Annotated in this window: 22 protein-coding genes; 8 read left to right on the forward strand and 14 right to left on the reverse strand. The window is 57.4% G+C overall.

All coding sequences use genetic code 11. The annotated features are described in order from the left end of the window. The first annotated feature begins 130 nt into the window (after positions 1-130). Complete coding sequence (locus BEI65_RS01700) at positions 131-985, forward strand: aminoglycoside phosphotransferase family protein (protein ID WP_099061839.1); 855 nt, start codon at positions 131-133, stop codon at positions 983-985. Here BEI65_RS01700 and BEI65_RS01705 read toward each other — a convergent pair. The 3 genes from BEI65_RS01705 to BEI65_RS01715 all read right to left on the reverse strand — a co-directional run bounded on the left by BEI65_RS01705 (position 950) and on the right by BEI65_RS01715 (position 3,298). Further along, a complete protein-coding gene (locus BEI65_RS01705; RefSeq protein ID WP_099061840.1) occupies positions 950-1,450 on the reverse strand; it encodes a cupin domain-containing protein in 501 nt (166 codons plus the stop codon). The two genes, BEI65_RS01700 and BEI65_RS01705, sit on opposite strands and share 36 nt — an antisense overlap. Before the next feature lie 70 nt (positions 1,451-1,520). Beyond that, entirely contained in the window at positions 1,521-2,000 is a 480-nt protein-coding gene (locus BEI65_RS01710; protein WP_099061841.1) for an MEKHLA domain-containing protein, read from the reverse strand. A gap of 116 nt (positions 2,001-2,116) precedes the next feature. Continuing rightward, a complete protein-coding gene (locus BEI65_RS01715) occupies positions 2,117-3,298 on the reverse strand; it encodes a benzoate/H(+) symporter BenE family transporter (protein WP_099061842.1) in 1,182 nt (393 codons plus the stop codon). Positions 3,299-3,411: 113 nt separating this feature from the next. Between BEI65_RS01715 and BEI65_RS01720 the strand changes: the two genes are divergently transcribed. Next, positions 3,412-3,975, forward strand: coding sequence for a helix-turn-helix domain-containing protein (locus BEI65_RS01720; RefSeq protein WP_099061843.1), 564 nt, complete (start codon positions 3,412-3,414; stop codon positions 3,973-3,975). A gap of 164 nt (positions 3,976-4,139) precedes the next feature. Further along, the gene (locus BEI65_RS01725) at positions 4,140-6,230 is read left to right on the forward strand and encodes a prolyl oligopeptidase family protein (protein ID WP_099061844.1); all 2,091 of its coding nucleotides are present in this window, start codon (positions 4,140-4,142) and stop codon (positions 6,228-6,230) included. Between the two features lie 81 nt (positions 6,231-6,311). Here BEI65_RS01725 and dtpA read toward each other — a convergent pair whose 3' ends face one another. The 5 genes from dtpA to rsxD all read right to left on the reverse strand — a co-directional run bounded on the left by dtpA (position 6,312) and on the right by rsxD (position 11,497). Further along, the gene (gene dtpA / locus BEI65_RS01730; RefSeq protein ID WP_099061845.1) at positions 6,312-7,832 is read right to left on the reverse strand and encodes a dipeptide/tripeptide permease DtpA; all 1,521 of its coding nucleotides are present in this window, start codon (positions 7,830-7,832) and stop codon (positions 6,312-6,314) included. A 604-nt stretch (positions 7,833-8,436) separates the two neighbouring features. Further along, entirely contained in the window at positions 8,437-9,078 is a 642-nt protein-coding gene (gene nth / locus BEI65_RS01735) for an endonuclease III (RefSeq protein WP_099061846.1), read from the reverse strand. Continuing rightward, positions 9,078-9,776 carry an electron transport complex subunit E gene (locus tag BEI65_RS01740; protein ID WP_099061847.1) on the reverse strand — a complete coding sequence of 233 codons (699 nt, stop codon included), beginning with the start codon at positions 9,774-9,776 and terminating at the stop codon, positions 9,078-9,080. Before BEI65_RS01740 ends, nth begins: the two co-directional genes overlap by 1 nt. Beyond that, complete coding sequence (gene rsxG / locus BEI65_RS01745) at positions 9,773-10,402, reverse strand: electron transport complex subunit RsxG (RefSeq protein ID WP_099061848.1); 630 nt, start codon at positions 10,400-10,402, stop codon at positions 9,773-9,775. The genes BEI65_RS01740 and rsxG overlap by 4 nt, the downstream gene beginning before the upstream one ends. A 9-nt stretch (positions 10,403-10,411) precedes the next feature. Continuing rightward, positions 10,412-11,497 carry an electron transport complex subunit RsxD gene (gene rsxD / locus BEI65_RS01750; RefSeq protein ID WP_099061849.1) on the reverse strand — a complete coding sequence of 362 codons (1,086 nt, stop codon included), beginning with the start codon at positions 11,495-11,497 and terminating at the stop codon, positions 10,412-10,414. A gap of 379 nt (positions 11,498-11,876) precedes the next feature. Here rsxD and BEI65_RS01755 point away from each other — a divergent pair, with 379 nt between their 5' ends. Next, on the forward strand, positions 11,877-12,770 hold the full coding sequence (locus BEI65_RS01755) for a helix-turn-helix domain-containing protein (protein ID WP_099061850.1): 894 nt from the start codon (positions 11,877-11,879) through the stop codon (positions 12,768-12,770). 95 nt (positions 12,771-12,865) lie between these two features. Here BEI65_RS01755 and rsxC read toward each other — a convergent pair whose 3' ends face one another. From rsxC to BEI65_RS01785, 6 genes are all read right to left on the reverse strand, one after another. Further along, positions 12,866-15,091, reverse strand: coding sequence for an electron transport complex subunit RsxC (gene rsxC / locus BEI65_RS01760; RefSeq protein ID WP_099061851.1), 2,226 nt, complete (start codon positions 15,089-15,091; stop codon positions 12,866-12,868). Further along, positions 15,084-15,656: an electron transport complex subunit RsxB gene (gene rsxB / locus BEI65_RS01765; protein ID WP_085116623.1), complete on the reverse strand. Its 573-nt coding sequence runs from the start codon at positions 15,654-15,656 to the stop codon at positions 15,084-15,086. Before rsxB ends, rsxC begins: the two co-directional genes overlap by 8 nt. Continuing rightward, positions 15,656-16,237, reverse strand: a complete 582-nt coding sequence (gene rsxA, locus BEI65_RS01770; RefSeq protein ID WP_085116624.1) for an electron transport complex subunit RsxA — start codon at positions 16,235-16,237, stop codon at positions 15,656-15,658. Before rsxA ends, rsxB begins: the two co-directional genes overlap by 1 nt. 271 nt (positions 16,238-16,508) lie before the next feature. Then, positions 16,509-16,949 (reverse strand): DUF2569 domain-containing protein, encoded by a 441-nt coding sequence (locus BEI65_RS01775; protein ID WP_099061852.1) that lies wholly within the window; start codon positions 16,947-16,949, stop codon positions 16,509-16,511. A 159-nt stretch (positions 16,950-17,108) separates the two neighbouring features. Then, complete coding sequence (araA, locus tag BEI65_RS01780) at positions 17,109-18,614, reverse strand: L-arabinose isomerase (RefSeq protein ID WP_099061853.1); 1,506 nt, start codon at positions 18,612-18,614, stop codon at positions 17,109-17,111. A gap of 34 nt (positions 18,615-18,648) precedes the next feature. Next, positions 18,649-20,334, reverse strand: a complete 1,686-nt coding sequence (locus BEI65_RS01785; RefSeq protein WP_099061854.1) for a ribulokinase — start codon at positions 20,332-20,334, stop codon at positions 18,649-18,651. 361 nt (positions 20,335-20,695) lie between these two features. On the opposite strand from BEI65_RS01785, the gene BEI65_RS01790 reads away from it, so the two are divergent. From BEI65_RS01790 to BEI65_RS27070, 4 genes are all read left to right on the forward strand, one after another. Beyond that, positions 20,696-21,679 carry an arabinose ABC transporter substrate-binding protein gene (locus BEI65_RS01790; protein WP_085116628.1) on the forward strand — a complete coding sequence of 328 codons (984 nt, stop codon included), beginning with the start codon at positions 20,696-20,698 and terminating at the stop codon, positions 21,677-21,679. A 60-nt stretch (positions 21,680-21,739) separates the two neighbouring features. Further along, positions 21,740-23,275, forward strand: a complete 1,536-nt coding sequence (araG, locus tag BEI65_RS01795) for an L-arabinose ABC transporter ATP-binding protein AraG (protein ID WP_099061855.1) — start codon at positions 21,740-21,742, stop codon at positions 23,273-23,275. A 17-nt stretch (positions 23,276-23,292) separates the two neighbouring features. Further along, complete coding sequence (gene araH, locus BEI65_RS01800) at positions 23,293-24,276, forward strand: L-arabinose ABC transporter permease AraH (RefSeq protein ID WP_099061856.1); 984 nt, start codon at positions 23,293-23,295, stop codon at positions 24,274-24,276. A gap of 102 nt (positions 24,277-24,378) precedes the next feature. After that, positions 24,379-24,663, forward strand: a 285-nt coding sequence (locus BEI65_RS27070; protein ID WP_232518952.1) for an AraC family ligand binding domain-containing protein, incomplete at its 3' end; no start/stop codon positions are given.

Consider the following 24,663-nt stretch of genomic DNA (forward strand, 5'->3'; position numbering starts at 1 on the left):
AGAGATTAATTAAAAAAGTAAACAAACTTGGTTAGGATGGAGTAGTGAACATCGGAAGTACGCTGAGACTTATTGCTTTTAAATAATATCACTAACATTCATTTATAACTGTGAAGGACGTTTCAGGGTAATGAATCAGGTCTTAATTCCCTATATGCAACGTTGGCAGTTGCAGCCCGACGGCCCGGCATTTGAAACTCACAGCAGCCTGCTGATGCCGGTACGCTATCAGGGGGTCGCCGCCATGCTGAAAATTGCCCGCGAACAGGAAGAGAAGTTCGGCGGACTACTGATGTGCTGGTGGCAGGGCGAAGGCGCTGCGCGAGTGCTGGCCTGGCATGACGATGGTATTTTGCTGGAGCGCGCGCAAGGTGGCCTCTCACTGCCGCAGATGGTGCGAGACGGCGACGATCGGCAGGCGACGGCGATCCTGTGTCAGGTGATTGCCCGTCTGCATGCGCCGCGCGCTCAGCCTTTGCCGGAGCTGATCCCTTTAGATCAGTGGTTTAACTCGCTGTGGCCGGCGGCGCAGGCGCACGGCGGCATGCTGCGTCTCAGTGCCACGGTGGCGGCGGAGCTGCTGACCAGTCCGCGTGAACTGAGCGTGCTGCATGGCGATATTCACCATGACAACGTATTGGACTTCGGCGAGCGCGGCTGGTTGGTGATCGACCCTAAACGTCTGTATGGCGAACGCGCCTTCGACTACGCCAATATCTTCTGTAACCCCAATTACGGTATTGCTACCGACCCCGATATTTTTCTCCGCCGGGTAGAGCAGGTCTGCCAACTGGCCGGGCTGGATCGCCAGCGTCTGCTGCAGTGGATCCTCGCCTGGGCCGGGTTGTCCGCGGCCTGGTTTATGGAGGATGGAGAGGCAGCGGATATCGATTTCCGTGTCGCAGAACAGGCCGCACGCGCGTTGGACCTCCCGCTACCGGAAGGGGACTCAGGGTTCATCCTGCCAATAATCGAGCGAGGCTGAAGGACGTTGCACATAGCGCACCGGTTCACCCTCATGCAGCGCCGTCGCCTGAAACTTGCCTGAGTCCGGGTATTCCACCAGTTCTGGCTGTTCGCGGGTGCTGATGGAGAGGTATTTCAACGGCGCGTCCGAACTGTTGATGATCTGATGTGGGTATTCCGGCCCCGGCGGGATAAAAATCATGTCACCGCTTTTAATTGGCAGGTGTTCGCCAGCCACCCGTAAAGTGCCGGTTCCCTCCAGTACGATAAACATTTCTTCCTGTGCATAGTGAAAGTGATAAGGGCAGGAACGCATGCCCGGTGCCACGATATCGATGGAAGCCCCCAGCTTGCTGGCGGCAGTAGCGGTACCCAAACGGGCACCTATGCTGTCATACAGCGGCGGGCGGGAATCGTGCGTTTTTTCAACCTGTTCGAAGTTACGGATCAGGCGCTGGGCAAGCAGCGCGGCAGGGTCATTCATGACTATCCTCGTGACATTGTCACTTAATCGTTAACAATGGCGAAACCGGCAGCAGCACGGCCTCCAGCCTTTATCGATTTGCATGTTCCGGGTGGTTATACCAGCCCGGTCGGCGTTTGGGTTGTGGCCAGAACAGCGCGGCCTGACCTCCGTTTGGGATCTGCCACACCTCACAATCATAAATAGTAAAGGTGTCACCGAATTTATCGACGCGCAGGCCGCGATAGCCTTGAGCAATACCTTGCCGAGTCACCGTATCCAGTAATTGCTGGCGCTCTGCGCGGTCCGCCGGGGATGCACTTAACCGCGAAGGCAACGCGATAAACTCATCGAAGGAATAGCCAAAGCACTGCTGAGCACAGTGGTTGGCATAGATAAACACCGGGTCACCGCCGCCGGTGTGAGCCAGCAGGCTGTAGGGGGCCTGCTGATGTAGCCAGGGGAAGCGTTCGGCGGTAGCCGCCTGTGGGCCGGGCAGGCCTTCGCCAGTCCAGTGTTGGTACGCGACATCTATCTGTTGAATCAGGTCAATCTGCGCGGAAGATGGCATAAAGGCTCCCTTAACGGTCCCGAGGGGCAACAATCGTTCCCCCTCTCAGTTAAGCAGAAGATCGCCGAAGGGGGAACATATTGCCGGGTGAACCGAGACTTAAACGCAGTTTGAGGCTATTTTGCCCGCTGCGGCAGCGACAGGATGATATGGGCAACCGCGCCGCCAATAATTCCCCAAAAAGCAGAGCCGACGCCGAGCAGCGTCACGCCGGACGCGGTGATCAGGAAGGCGATCAGCGCGGCGTCGCGCTGTTTTTCATCCTGCAGTGCGCGTTGCAGACTACCGGCGATAGTGCCCAGCAGGGCCAGCCCGGCAATGGTGTGGATCAAGGCGACGGGTAATGCACTGAACAACATACCGATAACGCCGCCGAACACGCCGGCCAGCAGATAAAATACCCCGGCGGCGACGGCAGCCATATAGCGGCGTTGTGGATTGAGATGCACGTCCGGCCCCATACAGATAGCCGCGGTGATGGCGGCGATACACACCGAGAACCCACCGAACGGCGCCAGCAAGAGTGCTGTCAGCGCCGTCCAGCTAATCAGTGGCGAAGTTGGGACGCTGTAGCCGGCCGCCTTTAGCGTGGCGATGCCGGGGGCGTTTTGTGACGCCATGGTGACCACAAAGAACGGCACGCCAATGCCCAGCAGTGTCGACCAGCTAAAGTGGGGCGTAATAAATTCCGGCATGGCGAACGCCAGCGGTTGCGGTGAAAGATGAATATTGCCCTGCAGTGCCGCAATCGCCAGCCCGACCAGCAGCGTCAGCACAATCGCATAACGCGCCAGATAGCGCCGTGTCACCAGATACACCAGGCCCATTCCGGCACTGAGCACGAAATTGACCTGTAGCGAGGCAAAAGCATCCAGGCCAAAGCGCAGCAGGATCCCCGCCAGCATCGCTGCCGAAATGGCCTGCGGAATATAATCCATCAGTCGGGCGAACAGCCCGGTTACGCCGCATAGCAGGATCAGCCCGGAGGCGAAGATGAATACGCCAATCGCTTCGTTAATCGGCGTGCCGGGCAGGCTGGTGACCAGCAGGGCGGCACCGGGGGTCGACCAGGCCGTCAGAATGGGCGTACGGTAATACAGCGACAGCCCGAGCGAGGTAATGCCCATCCCCAGCCCCAACATGCTCAACCAGCCGCCGATCTGCAACGGCGTGGCGCCGGCCGCGGCAGCAGCCTGAAAGATAATCGCGGCAGAACTGGTGTAGCCGACCAATACCGCAACAAAGCCAGCCATGACGGCAGGCAGGGACAGATGACGTAAAGAGATAGCAGGGCGCATGGCACACTCCGGCAGCAGCTGTGCGTTATAACGCACGATGAACGGCGAGCATAGCACCGTGCGTTATAGCGCACAAGTGGCTATAATCAGCCGCATTATCAGGGGAGAGAAATATGCAGGAATTGTCTGGCCATCTGGCACAAACGCTTCGATCGCTACGCATGCAGCGCGGCTGGAGCCTGGCGCAGGCGGCCGAAAACACCGGTGTCAGCAAGGCGATGCTGGGGCAGATCGAACGGGGGGAGTCCAGCCCGACGGTGGCTACCTTGTGGAAAATCGCTACCGGTTTTAACGTGGCTTTTTCTGCCTTTCTGGAGATCTCGCCGCTGCAACAGCAGGCCACACTGCATCGCTATGGCGATGCTCCGGTGTTCAATCAATACAATGCCGATATGCGGGTGGTGCCGTTGTTCCCATTCGATCGGCAACTGGGTTTTGACCTGTTCGTTATCGATCTGGCGCCGGGCGCGCTAAGCGAATCTTCGGCCCACGAGCCGGGCGTGATTGAGCATGTGATTGTCATCAGCGGTGAGCTGGAACTGGCGGTAGACGGCGAGTGGCACCACCTGACCCACGGTGAGGCGATGCGCTTTCAGGCCGATCGGCCCCATGCCTACCGTAATGCCAGCCAACAGACGGTGCGTATTCACGATTTGATCCACTACCCTAAATTTTGACTTAACGATGTTGGCGCAGGCTTTGACTCCGCCTCACCAAACGCCTACTTTATTGAAAATGATTCTTATTAACTATCAAAGGGAGCTTGATTTTGCCAATCACCCACCGCAATCGACGCCAGTTTCTTAAACTCAGCGCACAAACCGCAGGAGCCGTATTCGCAATGACTTCATTACCTAACAGTATCCGCCTGGCGATGGCGGCAGAAGGCGGCGCCAGCGCCACCGATGAATTTTTATGGCTGGAAGAGCTGCAGGGCAAGGCCGCACAGGAGTGGATCAAGCAGGAAAATCAGCGGACCACCGCGCGTTTCGCTCAGGGTGAAGGCTTCCGGCAGGTGGAAAAGCAGGTGCTGGATATTCTGAATAAAGACAGCCAAATCCCGTGGGTCGCCAAGCGCGGCGATTACTATTACAACTTCTGGCAGGATCAAACCAACCCTCGTGGCTTATGGCGACGCACCACGCTGCAGGAGTACCGCAAAGCCAAACCAGCCTGGGAAACCGTGCTGGATATAGACGCGTTGGGTAAGGCCGAGGGCAAAGACTGGGTGTTCCATGGTTCGCAGTCACTGGCACCGGAATACCGCTATTGTCTGCTGGAGTTGTCGCCGGATGGCGGTGACGCGACGGAGATCCGCGAGTTTGATCTGGTCAGCAAGCAGTTCGTCAAAGATGGCTTTGTGCTGCCGGTAGCGAAAAGCCAGGCTTCGTGGATCGATAAGGACACGCTGTTTATCGCGACTGATTTCGGCGCAGGTTCGATGACTCAGTCCGGCTATGCGCGCATAGCCAAACGCTGGCGGCGTGGTACACCGCTGAGTGCCGCTCAGACGCTGTATGAGGCGCAACCGCAGGATATGACGGTATTTGCTTATCACGACCAGACGCCGGGCTTTGAACGCAACTACGTGGGACGCAGTCTGGATTTTTACCGCCGTGAAACCTATCTGCTGAATGCACAAGATCAACAAGTCAAAATCGATATTCCCGCCGATGCCGAGTTCAGCACGCACCGGGAGTGGATATTGATTAAACCGAGCAGCGACTGGGAGGTGGGGGGAACTCGTTATCCTTCAGGCTCACTGCTGGCCGCCCATTTTGACGATTATCTGGCGGGTAAGCGTGAGCTGACGGTGTTATTTACTCCGACGGCCCAGGCGGCCCTGAGTGGCTACAGCGGCACGCGTGACCATCTGATCCTCAGCATCATGGATAACGTGGTCAACCGGCTGGAAGTGCTGACGCCGCAGGGCAAAAGCTGGCAGCGCAAGCCGTTGGGCAAACCGGGGGCGATCAGCACTATTTCTGCCGGTGGCGTCGATGACGAAACCAACGATTATTTCCTGACGCTCAGTGGGTTCCTGCAACCGACCTCGCTGTACCTGGGTAATCTCGACGGCGGTGAGGCGGAATTGCTCAAGCAGGGGCCGCAGGACTTTGACGCCAGCGGCTATCAGGTCAGTCAGCACTTTACGGAGTCTAAAGACGGGACACGCGTGCCGTATTTCCAGATCTCGGCCAAGGGCATTAAGCTGGACGGCAGTAACCCCACGCTGCTGTACGGCTATGGCGGATTCGAGGTGTCGTTGTTACCGGGGTATATGGGAGCCAAGGCACCGGCCTGGCTGGAGCGCGGCGGGGTGTATGTGGTGGCGAATATTCGCGGCGGTGGTGAGTATGGCCCGGCCTGGCACCAGGCGGCGCTTAAGCAAAACCGTCATCGTGCTTATGAAGACTTTGCTGCCGTGGCGCAGGATCTGATCACCCGTAAAGTGACATCGTCACAACATCTGGGGGCGCGGGGTGGCAGCAACGGCGGCTTGTTGGTGGGCAATATGCTGACGCTGTACCCGCAGCTTTTCGGCTGCATCGTCTGTGAAGTGCCGTTACTGGACATGCAGCGTTATACCCAGCTTTCTGCCGGTGCTTCCTGGATTGCCGAATACGGCGACCCAGGCAAAGCGGAAGAGTGGGCGTACATCAAAACCTTCTCGCCGTATCACAACATCAAAGCGGGCGTATCCTACCCGCCGGTGCTGTTTTACACCGCCACCAGTGACGATCGGGTCAATCCGTCGCACGCCCGTAAAATGGCGGCACGCATGCAGCAGATGGGCTATCCGCAGGCCTACTTCTATGAGAATACCGAGGGCGGACACAGCGCCGCAGCGGACAAGAAACAGGCCGCGTTCCACGGTGCACTGGTCAGTGAGTTTATGTGGGTCAATCTGAGCGCTAAATCCACCGCCTGAGCCACGTGAGTATGACGTAAAAAAGCCGGGGCACATTAATGCCCCGGCTTTCTTTTACCTGTCTGAAACCTTTGTCAGCGATCAGTTGGCGATAGCGGCTGCCTGAGCTTTCTTCTCGGTATCTTCTGCGGTGTCCAGCGTCATGCGATACAGCTTCGGCGCGGTCAGCATCATCAGAATGGCGATCACGGCGGTGGCGATACCGATCTGCATAAACACGTGGCTGTAGATAGCCAGTGAAGCGTGCGCATCGTTGATGTTGGCAGGCACGGCAGTCAGCCCCGCGACCTTACCGGCAATCAGCGCAGCAGCAGCCGTGGTCAGGAACCAGGACCCCATGATAAAGCCCATCAGGCGTTGTGGCACCAGTTGCGCGACCATTGCCAGACCCAGACCGGAGATCATCAGCTCGCCGATACTCTGCAGTGCATAACTCAGGATCAGCCAGTTAACCGAAACGATGCCCTGTTCATTGGCGAAGCTGGCACCCCATGGCAATACCAGGAAAGCGCCGGAGCACAGGATCATACCGAAAGCGAACTTGTGTGGCATCGGCAGACGGTCACCCATCTTGTTATACAGTGCTGCCAGAATCGGGCTGGCCAGCATGATCCAGAACGGGTTCAACGCCTGATACTGCTCAGGTTCGAATGCCAGGCCCAGGATGTTGTGCTCAACGTTATGGATGGCGAAGAAGTTCAGTGAGGTTGGCATCTGGGCGTACAGCACGAAGAACACCACCGCTTCCAGCATCAGCAGGAAGGCAACGATCATCTTGCGGCGTGCCGCGCCGTGCAGAGCAAAGGCTTCCTTGGCGAACACGATCACGATACCGATGGAAATAAGCGCCAGCGCCCAGCGTGCTACCACCTGGTTGTGCAACAGCCAGCTTGAAAGGGCGACCAGCGCAACCACGCCAACCAGCACCATCAGCAGTTTCTGCACTTGCAGCGGTTTAAAGTCAGGCTTGGAACCGTGATTCTTCACCCACTTGTGGCAAACCATAAAGTTGACCAGGGTGATCAGCATGCCCACCACGCTCAGTGAGAACGCGACGCTCCAGCCATATTTCACTGCCAGCCAAGGCGTGGCCAACATCGACAGGAAAGACCCGATATTGACGGACATATAGTACATGGTGAATGCACCGTCCAAACGCGGATCGTCTTTCTCATAGCAGGTTGACAGCAGGGAGGACGGGTTGGCTTTGAACAGACCACTACCCACGGCGATGGTCGCCATCCCCAGATACACCCAGAAAATTTCATGGCCGGAGTAGGCCACCATGGCATAACCGACGGCCAGCACCAGCGCACCCAGCACGATCACGCGCTTGGAGCCCAGCACTTTATCGCCGAGCCAGCCGCCGATGGCAACGAAGCCATACACCAGCGCACTGAAGGAGGAGAACAGGGTAATGGAGTCGGCTTCGCTCAGGCCAAGCATCTTGACCAGATAAACCGCCATGATGCCTTGCAGGCCGTAATAACCAAAACGTTCCCAGAGCTCGATGGAGAAGATCAGGTAAAACGCCTTAGGCTGTTTGAAGGCGTTGAGACTGACGCTTTCAGGATGTTCGCTGTTGTTGTTTGCAGTTGACACTGGTACCTCTGATTTTTCACTGCCCCGACTCAGAAAGACGGGAAATTGCAAAAGGTGATGCAGGACTGCATCCTTCTGCGTTGTTATAGGATGGGATGACGGCGGTTAATGTTCACTATCTTTGTCAACGAGGCAAGACGTTTGTCATATTCTGTTACATATAACGCTCGTGAAGTGAAACGACCATGTTACAAATGTTATGCAGCATTAACTTTCGACTTTGTTTACTTTGCCGAGTTTTTGTTTTGATTAAAAGGGATACAGAATTTAAACAGTGAGATATTCTGCTGTAATGACTTTTGATGGTTCATATCAATAGGTGTGGTGAATAATCCATTGGATTGTTGTGCATATGGCGGCTTTTGTAAAATTATAGAAATTTGAGAAAACGACCCTGGCGGTTGTGACGACAATGTGATCGTCAAAACGTGAGGTTTACCGCAATTTTTGACTAATTTTTCGCTTGAAAATAAGCGAGAAGTGAGTTTTTCACTGAAACCCGTGGAAACACCAAGGTTACTGCTGCTTGATATCACATTTCCGATAAAAAATAGGTCAGTGCGGTGGGGACCCGAAACGGGGTGCTGCGTTGCACCCATCGGGTTCAGGCGTCGGGATAAACTTTCTCTTTAAACTCGCAGAGGTCTTCAATCATGCAGGAACCGCAGCGGGGTTTACGCGCGATGCAGGTATAGCGGCCGTGCAAGATCAACCAGTGGTGGCAGTCGACCTTGAATTCGGCCGGCACCACCTTCAGCAGTTTCTCCTCCACCAGATCGACGTTCTTGCCCGGTGCGAAATTCGTGCGGTTACAGACGCGGAAGATATGGGTATCGACGGCAATGGTTGGCCAGCCGAAAGCGGTATTGAGCACCACATTGGCGGTTTTGCGGCCAACGCCGGGCAGGGCCTCCAGCGCAGCGCGGTCTTCCGGCACCTCGCCGTCGTGCAGTTCCAACAGCATACGGCAGGTTTTGATCACGTTCTCGGCCTTGCTGTTAAACAGGCCGATGGTCTTGATGTAGCCTTTAACGCCGTCGACGCCCAGTGCCAGCATGGCGGCCGGCGTATTGGCCACCGGATAAAGCTTGGCGGTAGCCTTGTTGACGCTGACATCGGTCGCCTGTGCAGAAAGCAGCACGGAGATCAGCAGCTCAAACGGCGTGGTATACACCAGCTCGGTGGTCGGGTGCGGATCGTTATCACGCAGGCGGGTAAGAATTTCCAACCGTTTTTGCTTGTTCATTACGCTTTCTCTGCCTGTCCTTGTCCCTGCGCCGGTTCAGCCCGTAACGCCCTGGCCGTGCGCGCTTTCATCCTTTCATCAATCAGGTATTTTACCGCCAACAGCAGACCCAGGCCAATAAAGGCCCCCGGTGGCAGCATTGCCAGCAGGAACGGGCTGTCGAAGTGAACCACCTCAATACGCAGTACCTTGGCCCAACTGCCCAGCAGCATGTCGGCCCCGTCGAACAGGGTGCCGTTGCCCAGCAGTTCGCGCATTGCACCCAGCGTCACCATCACGCCGGTGGCGCCCAGACCAATAGCCAGGCCATCCAGAGCGGACAGGCCGACCGGTTTTTTAGAGGCCACCGCTTCGGCGCGACCGACCACAATGCAGTTGGTGACGATCAGCGGGATAAAGATCCCCAACGACTGGTAAAGGCCGAAGGCATAGGCATTGATTAACATTTGCACGATACTCACCGCAGCCGCGATGATCATCACGTATATCGGGATGCGCACTTCATTCGGCACCCAGCGGCGCACCGCAGATATCGAGGTATTGGTCAGTATCAAGACCAGCGTGGTCGCCAGCCCCAGACCGAGGGCGTTAGTGACGGTGGAGGTGACGGCCAGCAGCGGACACATCCCCAGCAGTTGCACCAGCGCGGAGTTGTTCTTCCACAGCCCCTGGACAATCAGATCTTTGGCTTCACTCATTCGCTGGCTCCACAGGCAGGTAAGCTATCAAGTTTAGGCGGCAGCGTTTCCATATACAATGCCGTACGCCGAACGGCGTTGACCACGGCGCGCGGTGTGATGGTCGCACCGGTGAATTGGTCGAACATACCGCCGTCTTTCTTCACCGCCCAACGTTTATCGTCCGGGCCGTCGATCTTTTTGCCACTGAAGAACGAGATCCAGTTCGAGATACGCAGTTCAATTTTATCGCCCAGCCCCGGGGTTTCGTGATGTGAGACGACCCGGGTACCCAGCACGTTACCGTTGAAATCGGCACCGACCAGCAACTGAATGGCGCCGGAGTAACCGTCCGGTGCGGTAGTTTCCAGCGCGGCTGCGGTGGGTTGACCGTTTTTGCGCGCCAGATACAGACGATGCGGCGAGCCATTGCCCAATGCCGGATCGCTGACCAGGAAACACTCGGTCTGCATGTTGTTGTCGTAGTGTTCCGGTGGCACCACCTGATCAAGCAGCGTTTTTTGTTGTAACGCCGCCTGATGGGCGATGGTGTTCTGCGTCAGGCTATGGACTACCGCAGTCAGGCCGGTGGTCACGGCGGCAAATACCGCCAGCGTAGTGCCATGCTTTCTCATTGAATTTAGCATCATGGCTCCTTAGCGATGGCCGTACACGCGGGGCTGCGTATAGTGGTCGATGAGCGGAACGGTAATGTTGGCCAGCAATACCGCGAAGGCCACGCCATCCGGATAACCGCCGTAAACGCGAATCAGCCACACCAGCACGCCCACCAATGCGCCGTAAATCAGGCGACCTTTCGGCGTGGTGGAGGCGCTGACCGGGTCGGTGGCGATAAAGAACGCACCCAGCATGCTGGCGCCGGAGAACAGGTGGATCAGCGGCGAGGCCTGCTGCGCCGGATCAAGCCACCAGGCCAAACCTGAGCACAGGGCGATGGCCGCCAGCATACTGAACGGGATCTGCCAGTGGATCAGGCGACGGCCCAGCATAAACAGGCCACCGGCCAGGAAGCCCAGGTTAACCCATTGCCAGCCGATACCGGCCAATGCACCACCGAACAGCGGTTGTTGCAGTACCTGTTCAACGCTATGGCCGCTGCGCAGGCCGGTTTTGAAGCCGTCCAGTGGGGTGGCCTGGCTGATGCCGTCGATGCCCATTTGCAGTTCATGGATGGTGGCACCCTGACCGGTATGACCGCTGAAAATGGCCAGCAGGGTATCCTGGAACGACAGCGCGGTGGCGCGCAGCTCATCCGGCGGCAACCAACTGGTCATCTGCACCGGGAAGGCGATCAGCAACACCACGTAACCGACCATCGCCGGGTTGAATGGGTTTTGCCCGAGGCCACCGTACAGCTGTTTGGCGATGACGATGGCAAAGAAGGTGCCGATGACAATCATCCACCAGGGGGCCAGCGGCGGCAGGCTGATCCCCAGCAGCAGGGCGGTCAGCAGGGCGGAGTTATCCGCCAGTCGGGTCCGCACCGGCAGCTTGCGTAGCGCAAGGATAGTGCCTTCTGCCAGCAGGGCGACGATCATTGCCAGCGCGGTCTGAACCAGCGTGCCATAGCCAAAAAACCATACCTGCGCAGCGATACCGGGAATGCAGGCCAACATCACCCACAGCATGATACGGCTGGTGCTTTGCTGGTTATGGGTGAAGGGGGAGCTGGCGATGTGCAAGCCTTTGGCGGCTGTGGGTTGTACCGGCCTGAACTTCATAGAATAACTGTACCTATCTTTGCCGGACATCGGCAGGTTCAACGCGCCTCTCAGCGGAGACGCAGGAAAAATTATAGCGCTGCATTCTACCTGAATCACCGCAAGGGTAATACGTCTTAATGGTAGGGTTATTAGCCTTATAGCACGGGGTGTACGCTGTGGTTTGAGCGTCATATGGCGCGATCGGATTTTTTTTGCTGATAAAATCGGGTTAGTTTGGTGATGCAGCTGTAAACTGTCGGCATTAACTCCCGGCGCATAACGATAACCGCTGGATTAACATGGTATTTTTGGTTCGTTTTTTCGCACAAAATAACAACTTTTACATAATCTATGTGGGTTATTATCCCGAGTATTATTGAGTTAGTGAATGTAAATAATGACAAATGAAGATGTCTTTTTTATTGAAGAATTGATTGAATGGGTTGAGATACATCTGGAAACACGGCCAAACCTGGATGAAGTCGCGCGCATTTCCGGCTACTCCAAATGGCACCTGCAACGCAAGTTCAAACGTATCACCGGTATTCAGCTCGCCACCTATATTCGCTCACGTATCCTGACGCGTGCCGCAGTGGCGTTGCGTATTACCCACCGTTCCATCATCGATATTTCAGACGAACTGGGCTTCGATTCCCAACAAACCTTCACTCGCATGTTCAAACAGCGTTTCGACACCACGCCTAACCGTTACCGTTCGATGGAAAGGTGGGACGTGAAGAATTTGATGCCACGTTTCAGTTTTGATGCCAACTTTGCGGCCGATTACTACCCAGAGATCAAACGCCTGACGCTGCCTGATATGCAGCTTGTGGGTTACTCGCGGCAGTTGGATTTTGCCGGAGAAACGGAGATTGAACATTCGTCCTGTATGGCGATGAAGGACGAGATCTTTACCGATTTTTTCCGTGGGTTGAATGTGGATTGCCGCCGGGTGTACAGCATCCATTCTGTCCGTAATCGGGGAGGTAACGAATGTTCGGCGACTCATATCATGGCGGTGGATCCTGAGAACAAAAAGGATATTCTGTCGGGCTACCAGATCGACGATATTCCCATTGCTGGGCGTGAATATATCTCTATCAATCATTTGGGGACTGCCAAAGAATGCTCGCAGTTCTTTGCCTATCTGAGTACTCATGTGATGCCGGGGTTGCGTCATGAAGTACAGGGGAGCGTGGAGATGGAAATTATTCAAACCAAGGAATGGAATCAGGACTCGAAGATGCGCCAGATTGACGTTGATTACACCTACCTGATTTCTATCGATTAGTAGGTTGCGTCCCTCAAATGACCTCCAGCGGTGCTGACCTATCATTGAGGGACACAACCTGTGCCGCCTTGCTTCCTGCAAGGCTTCTGCGTTAATTACTCTTTATCCGTATCCGCCGTGGTCAGGCTTTGTGCCGCTTTTTTGGCTTTGGCGCGGGCGATGGCTGCCGCCACTGCCGCCTTGCGCGGATCTTCTTCCGTTACCGCCGCGGGTGGCTCGGCCGGGGTTTCCACCGCCGTCTGCTGTGCGGCTTTCTTGGCTTTTGCGCGGGCAATGGCTGCTGCCACTGCCGCCTTGCGCGGATCTTCTTCCGTTACCGCCGCTGGTGACTCGGCCGGAGTGTCCGCCGTCGCCGTCTGCTGTGCGGCTTTCTTGGCTTTAGCGCGGGCAATGGCTGCTGCCGCTGCCGCCTTGCGCGGATCTTCTTCCGTTACCGCCGCTGGTGACTCGGCCGGAGTTTCCACCGTAGTCGCCTGTTGCGCGGCTTTCTTGGCTTTGACTCGCGCCAGTGCAGCGGCCACTGCCGCTTTGCGCGGGTCTTCTTCCGTTACCGCCACCGATGGCTCGGCCGGAGTATCATTCGTAGTCGTTTGTTGTGCGGCTTTCTTGGCTTTGACGCGTGCCAGTGCAGCGGCCACCGCCGCCTTGCGTGGATCCTCATCTTCGCTAGCCGATGCCGTTACCGGTGCTACAGCAGTTTCCTGCTGTGCACGTCGTTCACGCGCCTGTGCCTTACGGGCCTCGCGGGCAGCGATCATCTCGCTGTTATCCGGTGCAGCGCCGCTGATGGTGCCGGTCGCCGGTGCCGTATTTTTACTGCGAACCCGAGCCAGGGCGGCCTGAACGGCATCCTGATCGCCATCGGTCAGCTTGACCGCCGCTTTCTTATGACGCTCTTCACGCGCCAGTTTTTCACGTTCCAGGCGCGCCAGTTTGGCTTCGTAACGTGCTTTGGCTTCGGCGGTGCGAGCGGCTTCCTGATCGATGGCTTTGATCTCGGCCTTTTCCTGGCGGTAGTACTGCACCAGCGGGATATTGCTCGGGCAGACAAAGGCGCAGGCACCACATTCAATGCAGTCAAACAGATTGTGATTGCGGGCTTTCTCGTGTTCTTCGCCGCGACTGAACCAGTAAAGCTGTTGCGGTAACAGGCCTGCCGGACAGGCGTCAACGCACAAACCACAGCGAATACAGGACTGCTCCGGCTCCTGCGGTGCCATTTCGCTGACCGACGGTGCCAGAATACAGTTGCTGATCTTGACGATGGGTACGTTGAGTGCGGGCAGGGTAAAGCCCATCAGCGGGCCACCCATCACCACCATTTGCTGAGCCTGCGGCTGGAAACCGGCAAATTTCAACAGGTGCTGTACCGGCGTGCCGATGCGCGCCCACAGGTTGCCCGGTTGGCTGAGGGCCTCACCGGTCAGGGTCACCACTCGCTCGATCAAGGGTTCACCATCGACAATCGCGCGTTTAATGGCAAAGGCGGTGCCGACGTTCTGCATCAGCACACCGATAGCGGAGGAGTGCTTGCCGTGCGGGACTTCTTTACCTGTCAGGATCTTGGTGAGTTGCTTGGCGCCGCCAGAAGGGTATTTGGTCGGAACCACCCGCAGAGCGATGCCTGGCTGGTCGCGCAGTGCCAGTTTCAAGGCGGCGATCGCTTCGGGTTTATTGTCCTCGATGCCAATCAGCGTGACCTTGGGTTGCAGCAGGTGGCGCAGGATCTGCGTGCCTTCAATCACTTGATCGGCATGTTCCTGCATCAAACGGTCATCGGCAGTGATATATGGCTCGCATTCTGCGGCGTTGAGGATCAGGGTTTCCACCCCGTTCATGCCGCCCTGCAGCTTGCTGGCGGTCGGGAAACCGGCACCGCCCAGTCCAGCGATGCCGGCCTGATGAATACGTTGGATCAACTCGCTGGTGGCCAGTTGACGGTAGTCTGCCACCGGTGCACGCTCGCACCAGCGGTCTTCGCCGTCTGGCTGAATGATCACGCACAGTTCCGCCAACCCGGAAGGGTGAGCGGTGATATGCGGTGTGATGGCGCTGACAGTTCCTGAAGTCGGTGCGTGCACCGGTACGGTACGGCCCCGACCGACGGTCAGCGGCTGGCCTTTCAGCACCGGGTCGCCGACATTGACGCACAGTTCGCCTTCCGGGCCCAAATGCTGTTGCAGTGGGATCACAAAAATATCGGGCAGTGGGGCGGTACGCAACGGCACGCCGCTGGACAGGGTTTTCATTTCCGGCGGATGGATCCCGCCGTCGAAATCCCAAATCCGGTCTTTTTTGAAGGCGGCGAACAGATTAAGCATGTTGCTCCACGTGGATCACTTGCACCGGGATCGTCTTCATGTCCCACTTCCAGTTGGCGGTAGTGGTGGCGACCGGTCTCATTTCAATACAGTCGGTAGGGCACGGCGCAACGCACAGGTCGCAGCCGGTACAAAGATCGGTAATGACGGTGTGCATGGCGCGGGTAGCCCCGACGATGGCGTCCACCGGGCAGGCCTGAATGCACTTGGTGCAGCCAATGCAGTTGGCTTCGTCAATGTAGGCCACCTGGCGCACCGGTTCGACGACGGCTTCGCTGCCCAGGGGTTGCGGCTCGACGTTGAGCAATTCGGCCAACTTCAGCATCACCTGCTCGCCACCCGGCGCGCATTTGTTGATCATCTCACCGTTGGCGACCGCTTCGGCATAAGGACGACAGCCGGGATAGCCGCACTGGCCACACTGGCTCTGCGGCAGGATCTCGTCGATCTGCTCGGCCACCGGATCTTCTTCTACTTCAAAGCGGCGTGCGGCAAAGCCCAGCACCAGACCGAACAGCAGGCCAAGGGCACTTAACGCAGCAATCGCAATCCATAACGCGGTCATTAGAATTTCACCAGCCCGGTAAAGCCCATAAAGGCCAGCGACATCAGCCCGGCGGTGATCAGCGCGATGGAAGAACCGCGGAAGGGTGCAGGCACGTCGGCAACCGCCAGACGTTCACGGATCGCGGCGAACAGCACCATCACCAGCGAGAAGCCCGCGGCGGCGCTGAAGCCATATACCGCAGACTGCAGGAAATTGTAGCCCAGGTTGACGTTAAGCAACGCAACGCCGAGCACCGCACAGTTGGTGGTGATCAGTGGCAGGAAAATGCCCAGCAGGCGATACAGCGCCGGGCTGGTTTTGCGGACCACCATCTCGGTGAATTGCACCACCACGGCGATCACCAGAATAAATGACAGCGTGCGCAGATACACCAGATCCAACGGAACCAGAATAAAGGTATTGATCACCCAGGCGCTGACGGAGGCCATCGTCATCACGAAAGTGGTGGCCATTCCCATACCAATGGCACTTTCCAGCTTCTTGGAAACGCCGAGGAACGGGCACAGGCCAAGGAACTTCACCAGGACGAAGTTATTCACCAGTACGGTGCCGACAAACAGGAGCAGGTATTCGGTCATTGCGATGCCTAAAAAAATAAAAGCCGCCTATTATCGGGAATTGGCGGCCTGATCACAACATAGGGAAAGCAGGGTTATTGCCCTTTTTGCCACTTTTTGCCCATTTTTGTTGAATATTTACACAACCAGGCCCTATGAATTTCAAATCGCAGCTAGGCGCCCAGCTCGCTCATCCCCAGGCGCTTACTTAAGTAAGTAACTGGGGTGAGCGAGTGCAGGTAACAACGCTGCGGTTTGAAAGGCGACGGGCCATATTTATGTACAACGTGGTTTAGTTCTCGGTGAAGGTGCCTTTGACTCGCTTGGAACGCTTCATATAGGGCACCAATAATGCCGCCATTAACAGTGGCCAGCCGAGACTGCGTACCGCCAATTCATCCGGCACCGGCGCAAAGGCAAAGGCTTTCACCGCCAGCAGCACGGTAATCAACAGCCACAGCAGGAACAATTTGGGGAACCGCTGTGCGCGGTGGCAGAACAACCACAGCAGCCACAGGGTAAAGCACCACATCGCCAGGGTGGTCAGCACCGAGAAATACCACTGCATACTAAACGCCTGGGCGTTGGTGAGCAGATATTCGCGCGATTCCGGTACGAAAATCGCCATGCCATACAGGAGCAGCATCAGACTGGCGCTAAGCAGGGTGACAATCAGATAGGCCATCGGGGCCAGCAACCAACCGCCAATACGGGTGTATTCAGCTTGAGACATAAACGGCTTCCTGGGTAAGACATGATCCAATGTGACAGCCGCATAGCTTAGCGGGTAATGCGGGCTTCGTCATCAATATCAAACGGATGGTCGGACTCAGGCGGGGGTTGCAGCACGTTTGGCTACCGACAGCCCAATGTGCTGCCGGTAGCCGGCCGATTAACGGCGGTTAAGTTGATAGTAGGCTTCGTTCCAGCGCAGCTCGTTTTTGAACGACGGCAGGGTGGTATCCTGGTCGATCAGCAAGAACTCAATGTTATGCATTTCGGCATACAGCCGCAGCATATCGGCATCCAGCGCCTGCGAGAACACCGTATGGTGCGCGCCGCCTGCCAGGATCCAGGCTTCGGCCGCAGTCGCCAGGGTGGGTTGGGCCCGCCAGATGGCACGGGCCACCGGCAATTTGGGCAGCGGATGCGGCTGTTCCACGGTATCCACCTGATTGACCAGCAGGCGGAAGCGATCCCCCATGTCGATCAGGCTGGCATTGACGGCCGGACCGGCAGGTGTCGAGAAAATCAGTCGCGCCGGGTCGGCCTTGCCACCAATACCGAGCGGTTGAATATCCAGCAGCGGCCTGGATTCTTTGGCGATCGACGGGCAGACCTCCAGCATGTGCGAGCCGACCACCAGATCGTTACCCGGCTGGAAATGATAGGTGTAATCCTCCATAAACGAGGTCCCGCCGTGCAACCCACCGGCCATCACTTTCAGGATGCGCAGTAACGCTGCGGTTTTCCAGTCGCCTTCGCCGCCAAAGCCGTAGCCTTGCTGCATCAGGCGTTGCACTGCCAGCCCCGGCAATTGCTTCATGCCGTGCAAGTCTTCAAAGTTGGTGGTGAAGGCCTGGAAGTGACCCTGTTCGAGGAAACGTTTCATCCCCAGTTCGATGCGTGCCGCGTCGATCAGGTTTTCACGTTTTGCGCCGTTGATTTTCGCCGCGTCGCTCAGCACATAGCTGGCTTCATACTCTTCAATCAGCGTATCCACATCGCCACGGCTGACTTCATTGATCACGCTGACCAGGTCGCCGATGCCATAGGCATTGACCGAGTAGCCGAACTGGATCTGTGCGCCGACTTTATCACCATCGGTCACCGCCACCTCACGCATGTTGTCGCCAAAACGGGCCACTTTCAGCTGCTGACTGGCCTGCTTGGCGGTGGCGACCCGCATCCATTGGGCAATGCGTCGGTGTGCCTCGGGATCCTGCCAGTGGCCGGCAATCACGCTGTGCTGCTGACGCATACGGGCACCGATAAAGCCGAACTCACGGCCGCCGTGGGCGGTCTGGTTGAGGTTCATAAAGTCCATATCCATGCTGTCCCATGGCACCTGGGCGTTGAACTGGGTATGGAACTGCAGCAGCGGCTTGTGGAGCACGGAGAGCCCGGCGATCCACATTTTGGCCGGTGAGAAGGTGTGCAGCCAGGCCAGAATGCCTACGCACTGTGGCTGATAGTTGGCGTCACGGCACAGGGCGGTGATTTCATCCGGCGTGGTGACCAGCGGTTTCAGCACCAGTTTTACCGGTAACCCGGCTTCGCGGTTGAGGCTTTCCACCACCTGTTCGGCGTGCGCCTTGACCTGCTGCAGGGTTTGCGGGCCGTACAGGTGCTGGCTGCCGATGGCGAACCAGACTTCGCGCTGCTTGAATGCGTCCATTAAAAACTCCTGAATTGTCATGTCGAATCAGGGTTCAGCTTGCTGAACCGGAGGTAGAGGCGTAGCGCGGCTCGGCGGCCTGGCACCACTGTTGATAGTGTTGGTAAAGCTGTTGGTAGCGAGCGACGTGTTGCGGGCTCGGTTGCAGGGTGCGTTCGATACCGCAGGCCATCTGGCGCTGGGCTTCGGGCACGCTGCCAAATTGACCGGCGGCCACGGCGGCGAAGATCGCTGCACCCAGCGCACAGCACTGATCGGAAGCAACGATTTGCAGCGGCCGGTTCATGACGTCGGCGCAGACCTGCATGATCGCTGGTGATTTACGCGCAATACCGCCCAGCGTCAGCACGTTATCGACCGGAATATCCTGCTGTTCAAAGCACTCCATAATCGCGCGGGCACCGAAGGCGGTGGCGGCGATAAATCCGCCGAACAGCGTCGGCGCATCGGTACCGAGGTTCAGATCGGCGATCACGCCTTTCAGCCTCTGGTTGGCGTAGGGGGTGCGGCGGCCGTTAAACCAGTCCAGCACCACCGGCAGATGATCCAGTGACGGGTTTTCAGCCCAGGATGCGGTTAGCGCCGCCAGCAGGCCGGCTTCAATCTGTTGTAGCTGGGCTTGCAGTTCAGGCTGATTTTTCGCGGCTTCGCGCAGTGGCCAGCTCAGCAGGCGGCTGAACCAGGCGTACATATCGCCAAAGGCCGACTGGCCTGCTTCCATGCCGATCATTCCCGGCACCACACTGCCATCGACCTGACCGCAGATCCCCTCGATGGCGCGTCCGTCCACCCGCTGACGATCGGCGATCAGAATGTCGCAGGTGGAGGTACCAATCACCTTCACCAGAGTGTAAGGCTGGGCACCGGCACCGACGGCACCCATATGGCAGTCGAAAGCGCCGCCGGACAGCACCACCGTGGCGGGGAGCCCGAGTCGAGTCGCCCATTCGGCGCTCAGGGTGCCTACCGGCAGGTCGGCGGTGTGGCAGTCCTCAAACAGCGGCCAGGGCAGATGTTCAACCAAGAGCGGATCGAGTGCGGCAAAAAACGCCTTCGGCGGCAGGCCACCCCAGTCCGGGTGCCACAGAGTTTTGTGGCCGACGCTACAGCGCCCGCGTTTTAACTGATGTGGCGCGCAGGTACCGGACAGCAGCGCCGGTACCCAATCGCAGAGTTCAACCCAGGAGGCCGCGGCCTGACGGACTTCGGCGTCCTGGCGCGTGACGTGCAGGATCTTGGCCCAGAACCACTCAGAGGAGTAAACGCCGCCGATATAGCGGGAATAGTCGGGGAATTCGCCGCTGCGGCACAGTCGGTTGATGGCGTCTGCCTCTTCAATGGCGGTGTGATCCTTCCACAGCACAAACATGGCATTCGGGTTGTCGGCAAACTCCGGGCGCAGTGCCAACACCTGGCCTTGCTCGTCGATCGGCGCCGGCGTGGAGCCGGTGGAGTCAACGCCGATACCAATCACCTGTAGCCGCTGCTGCGGTGACATGCGTTGTACCAGACTGACGATCGCCTGTTCCATGGCTTCAATGTAGTCGAGCGGATGGTGGCGGAAACGGTTCTCCGCCGCATTGCAGAATTCGCCGCGTTGCCAGCGGGGGTAATAGACCACTTCGGTATCCAGCTCAGTACCCTTATGGCAATCGACCGCCAATACCCGCACCGAGTCGCTACCGAAGTCCAGTCCCAGGGCAATAGCACCTGCCGTCATGATGTTGACTCCTGATGTGTTAATACGCTGTGACAACCATAGGAGCCGAAGCGCGGTGCAGGTGAGGAGCCGTTAGCTGGAAGTATGCACTTTTCTGCTTCCCGCAGTGGTTTTGTGACGGCTGTCATAAGTTATCGCTTGGCGGAATTCGCTAAATATATGCACATATCAGCTGTATTCCACGGATGTGATAGCGCTCTACATTTCAGTAACAAATACCCGCTAAAACTTATGCCGTCTTACCCCCGTTGTGGATGAATGCCGCGAGATAAGCGCCACACCGACAACGGATACCCTAATGATAACGTTTTCACCGCGAGCGGGTTTCGTCGCCACAGAGAACAAAATAGCGGAGAGCATCATGCATAAATTCACTAAGACGCTGGCGACACTGGGACTGGCGGCCGTTATGTCACATTCAGCTATCGCCGAGACCATGAAGCTGGGTTTTTTGGTCAAGCAACCGGAGGAACCCTGGTTCCAGACCGAATGGAAGTTTGCCGACAAGGCCGGTAAGGATCTCGGTTTTGAAGTGATTAAAATCGCCGTGCCGGACGGGGAGAAAACCCTCAATGCCATCGACAGCCTGGCAGCCAGCGGAGCCAAGGGTTTTGTTATCTGCACGCCGGATCCGAAACTCGGCTCGGCGATTGTCGCCAAGGCGCGCAGTTACAACCTGAAAGTGATCGCCGTGGATGATCAGTTTGTCACTGCCAAGGGCAAGCCTATGGACAGCGTGCCGTTAGTGATGATGGCCGCCACCAAAATCGGTGAACGTCAGGGCCAGGAGCTGTGGAAAGAACAGAACAAGCGTGGCTGGAAATTACCGGAAACCGCGGTGATGGCGATTACCGCCGATGAACTGGACACTGCCCGTCGCCGCACCGGTGGCTCGATTGCCGCGCTGAAAGCGGCCGGCTTCCCGGAAAAGCAGATTTATCGGGTACCGACCAAGTCTAACGATATCCCTGGGGCGTTTGACGCTGCCAACTCGATGCTGGTGCAGCATCCTGAAGTGAAAAACTGGCTGATTGTCGGCATGAACGACAACACCGTACTGGGTGGCGTACGCGCTACCGAAGGCCAGGGCTTCAAGGCACCGAACGTGATCGGCATCGGTATCAACGGGGTGGATGCCGTCAGCGAGCTTTCCAAAGCGCAGGCCACCGGTTTCTACGGGTCGCTGCTGCCAAGCCCGGATATCCATGGTTACAAGAGCATCCAGATGCTGCATGACTGGGTCGAAAAGGGCGTAGAACCGCAGAAATTTACCGAAGTGACCGACGTGGTGCTGATCACCCGCGACAACTTTAAGACCGAACTGCAGAAAAAAGGCCTGATGTAATTAGCGAGCCGCCCACAGCACGTTGTCGGGCGGCATTTTTAACTGCTGGAGGAGTGCACTATGACCGCCGCACTGCCGTATTTGGCGTTTAAAGGCATCGGTAAAACCTTCCCGGGCGTGAAGGCGCTGGATGACATCAGCTTTAGCTGTCAGGCCGGGCAGATCCACGCCCTGATGGGGGAAAACGGTGCTGGGAAATCCACGCTGCTGAAAATTCTCAGCGGTAACTACGCGCCGACCCAGGGGGAAATTCAGTTACAGGGGCGATCGGTGCAGTTCGCCAACACCACCGATGCGTTGAATGCCGGGGTGGCGATTATCTATCAGGAACTGCATCTGGTGCCGGAAATGACGGTGGCGGAGAACATCTATCTTGGCCAACTGCCGACCAAACATGGGCTGGTGGATCGCAAACTGCTGCGCTACGAATCCCGATTACAGTTGGAACATCTTGGGCTGGATATTGATCCGGATACGCCGCTGAAATACCTGTCGATCGGTCAGTGGCAAATGGTGGAAATCGCCAAGGCGCTGGCGCGTAACGCCAAGGTGATCGCCTTTGACGAACCGACCAGTTCGCTGTCTGCCAGAGAGATTGAGCAATTGTTCCGGGTGATCCGTGAATTGCGCGCCGAAGGGCGGGTGATCCTGTATGTCTCGCACCGTATGGAGGAAATCTTTGCCCTCAGCGACGCCATCACCGTGTTTAAAGATGGTCGCTACGTGCGCACCTTTGACGATATGAGCCAGGTGGATAACGCGCAGTTGGTGCAGGCGATGGTCGGGCGTGACCTGGGGGACGTGTATGGCTATCAACCACGTGAGCTGGGGCCGGTACGTCTGGCGCTGGAAGGGCTGAAGGCGCCGGGGGTCAAAACGGCGATCGACCTGAGCGTGCGGGCCGGCGAAATCGTCGGGCTGTTCGGCCTGGTCGGTGCCGGGCGCAGTGAGCTGATGAAGGGCATCTTTGGTGCCACCCGGATCAGTGCCGGTCAGCTGATGCTGGACGGACAAGCCATTGCCATTCGTTCACCGATTGACGCTATCCGCGCCGGTATCATGCTGTGCCCGGAGGATCGCAAGGCGGACGGCATCATCCCGGTGCACTCGGTACGCGACAACATCAACATCAGCGCACGGCGTAACAGCATTCGTGCCGGTTGCCTGATCAACAACGGTTGGGAGGCCAGCAATGCCGAGCATCATATCCGTGCATTGAATATCAAAACGCCGAGCGCCGAGCAGTTAATTATGAATTTGTCCGGCGGCAACCAGCAGAAGGCCATTCTGGGCCGCTGGCTGTCGGAAGAGATGAAAGTGATCCTGTTGGATGAACCGACACGCGGCATTGACGTCGGTGCCAAGCATGAAATCTACCACGTGATTTACCAACTGGCGCAGCGGGGCATTGCCGTGCTGTTTGCCTCCAGTGACTTGCCCGAAGTGCTGGGATTGGCGGACCGCATCCTGGTGATGCGTGAAGGCGCGCTGTCCGGCGAATTACACCATGACGAGGCCAGCGAGGAAAAAGCCCTCAGCCTGGCGATGCTGCGCACCCCTGATATAGCCCCTGATGCCGCTGCGGCGGTGGCCTGATGGTGAAGGAGAAAGAGATGTCGACCATAACGACCCATTCTGTGAAAAAACGCAGCGGCCTGGGGCTGGCGCGAATTTGGGACAGCTACGGCATGCTGGTGGTGTTCGCGGTGCTGTTTATCGCCTGCGTGCTGTTTGTGCCCAACTTTGGTTCTTTTATCAATATGAAAGGGCTGGGGCTGGCGATCTCCATGTCCGGCATGGTGGCCTGCGGCATGCTGTTTTGCCTGGCCTCCGGGGACTTTGATCTGTCGGTCGCCTCGGTGATTGCCTGCGCCGGGGTGACGACGGCGGTAGTGATCAACATGACCGAAAGCCTGTGGATCGGCGTGGCGGCCGGTCTGTTACTGGGCATGGTTTCCGGGCTGATTAACGGCTTTGTTATCGCCCGGCTGAAAATCAACGCGCTGATCACCACCCTGGCCACCATGCAGATTTTCCGCGGGCTGGCCTACATTATCTCCGACGGTAAAGCGGTGGGGATTGAGGACGAACGCTTCTTCACACTGGGTTACGCCAACTGGCTGGGGCTGCCGGCACCGATCTGGATCACCGTCGCCTGTCTGATCCTGTTCGGTTTCCTGCTCAATAAAACCACCTTTGGCCGCAATACGCTGGCAATTGGTGGTAACGAGGAGGCCTCGCGGCTGGCCGGGGTACCGGTCGTGCGCACCAAAATCGTGATCTTTATGCTGTCCGGGCTGGTTTCCGCTGCCGCCGGCATCATTCTGGCTTCGCGCATGACCAGCGGCCAGCCGATGACCTCAATCGGCTATGAGTTGATCGTGATCTCCGCCTGCGTACTGGGTGGGGTGTCATTGAAGGGCGGCATCGGCAAAATCTCCTACGTGATCGCCGGTATCCTGATCCTGGGCACGGTGGAAAACGCCATGAACCTGCTGAATATCTCGCCGTTCTCACAGTATGTGGTGCGCGGTGTGATCCTGCTGGCCGCGGTGATTTTCGACCGTTACAAACAGCAGGCTAAACGCAGCGTTTAAATTGCCAGCCCTGCTCACAGTTCTGTTATCGGCCCGGGCAGTAATCCGCCGGGCCGCTAAGCTAGGATTGATATCCAAGCTATAAGATTGCCGGGAGGACCGATGTATCATCGCATGGCACAGGAACCTCAACCGAACCCGCTGTTGCCGGGTTACACCTTTAACGCTTATCTGGTGGCGGGGCTGACGCCGATCATGGCGGATGGCCCGCTGGATTTCTTTATCGATCGCCCCGGCGGCATGAAGGGCTATATTCTCAACCTGACCATCAAGGGCCAGGGCAAGGTGTTTGACGGTGAAGATACCCTTTACTGCAATCCGGGCGATCTGCTGCTGTTTCCGCCCAAGGCGGCGCATTACTATGGCCGTTCACCGGAAAGTGACTGT

The sequence above is a fragment of the Serratia sp. BW106 genome (assembly GCF_002607755.1).
Taxonomy (GTDB): domain Bacteria; phylum Pseudomonadota; class Gammaproteobacteria; order Enterobacterales; family Enterobacteriaceae; genus Serratia; species Serratia proteamaculans.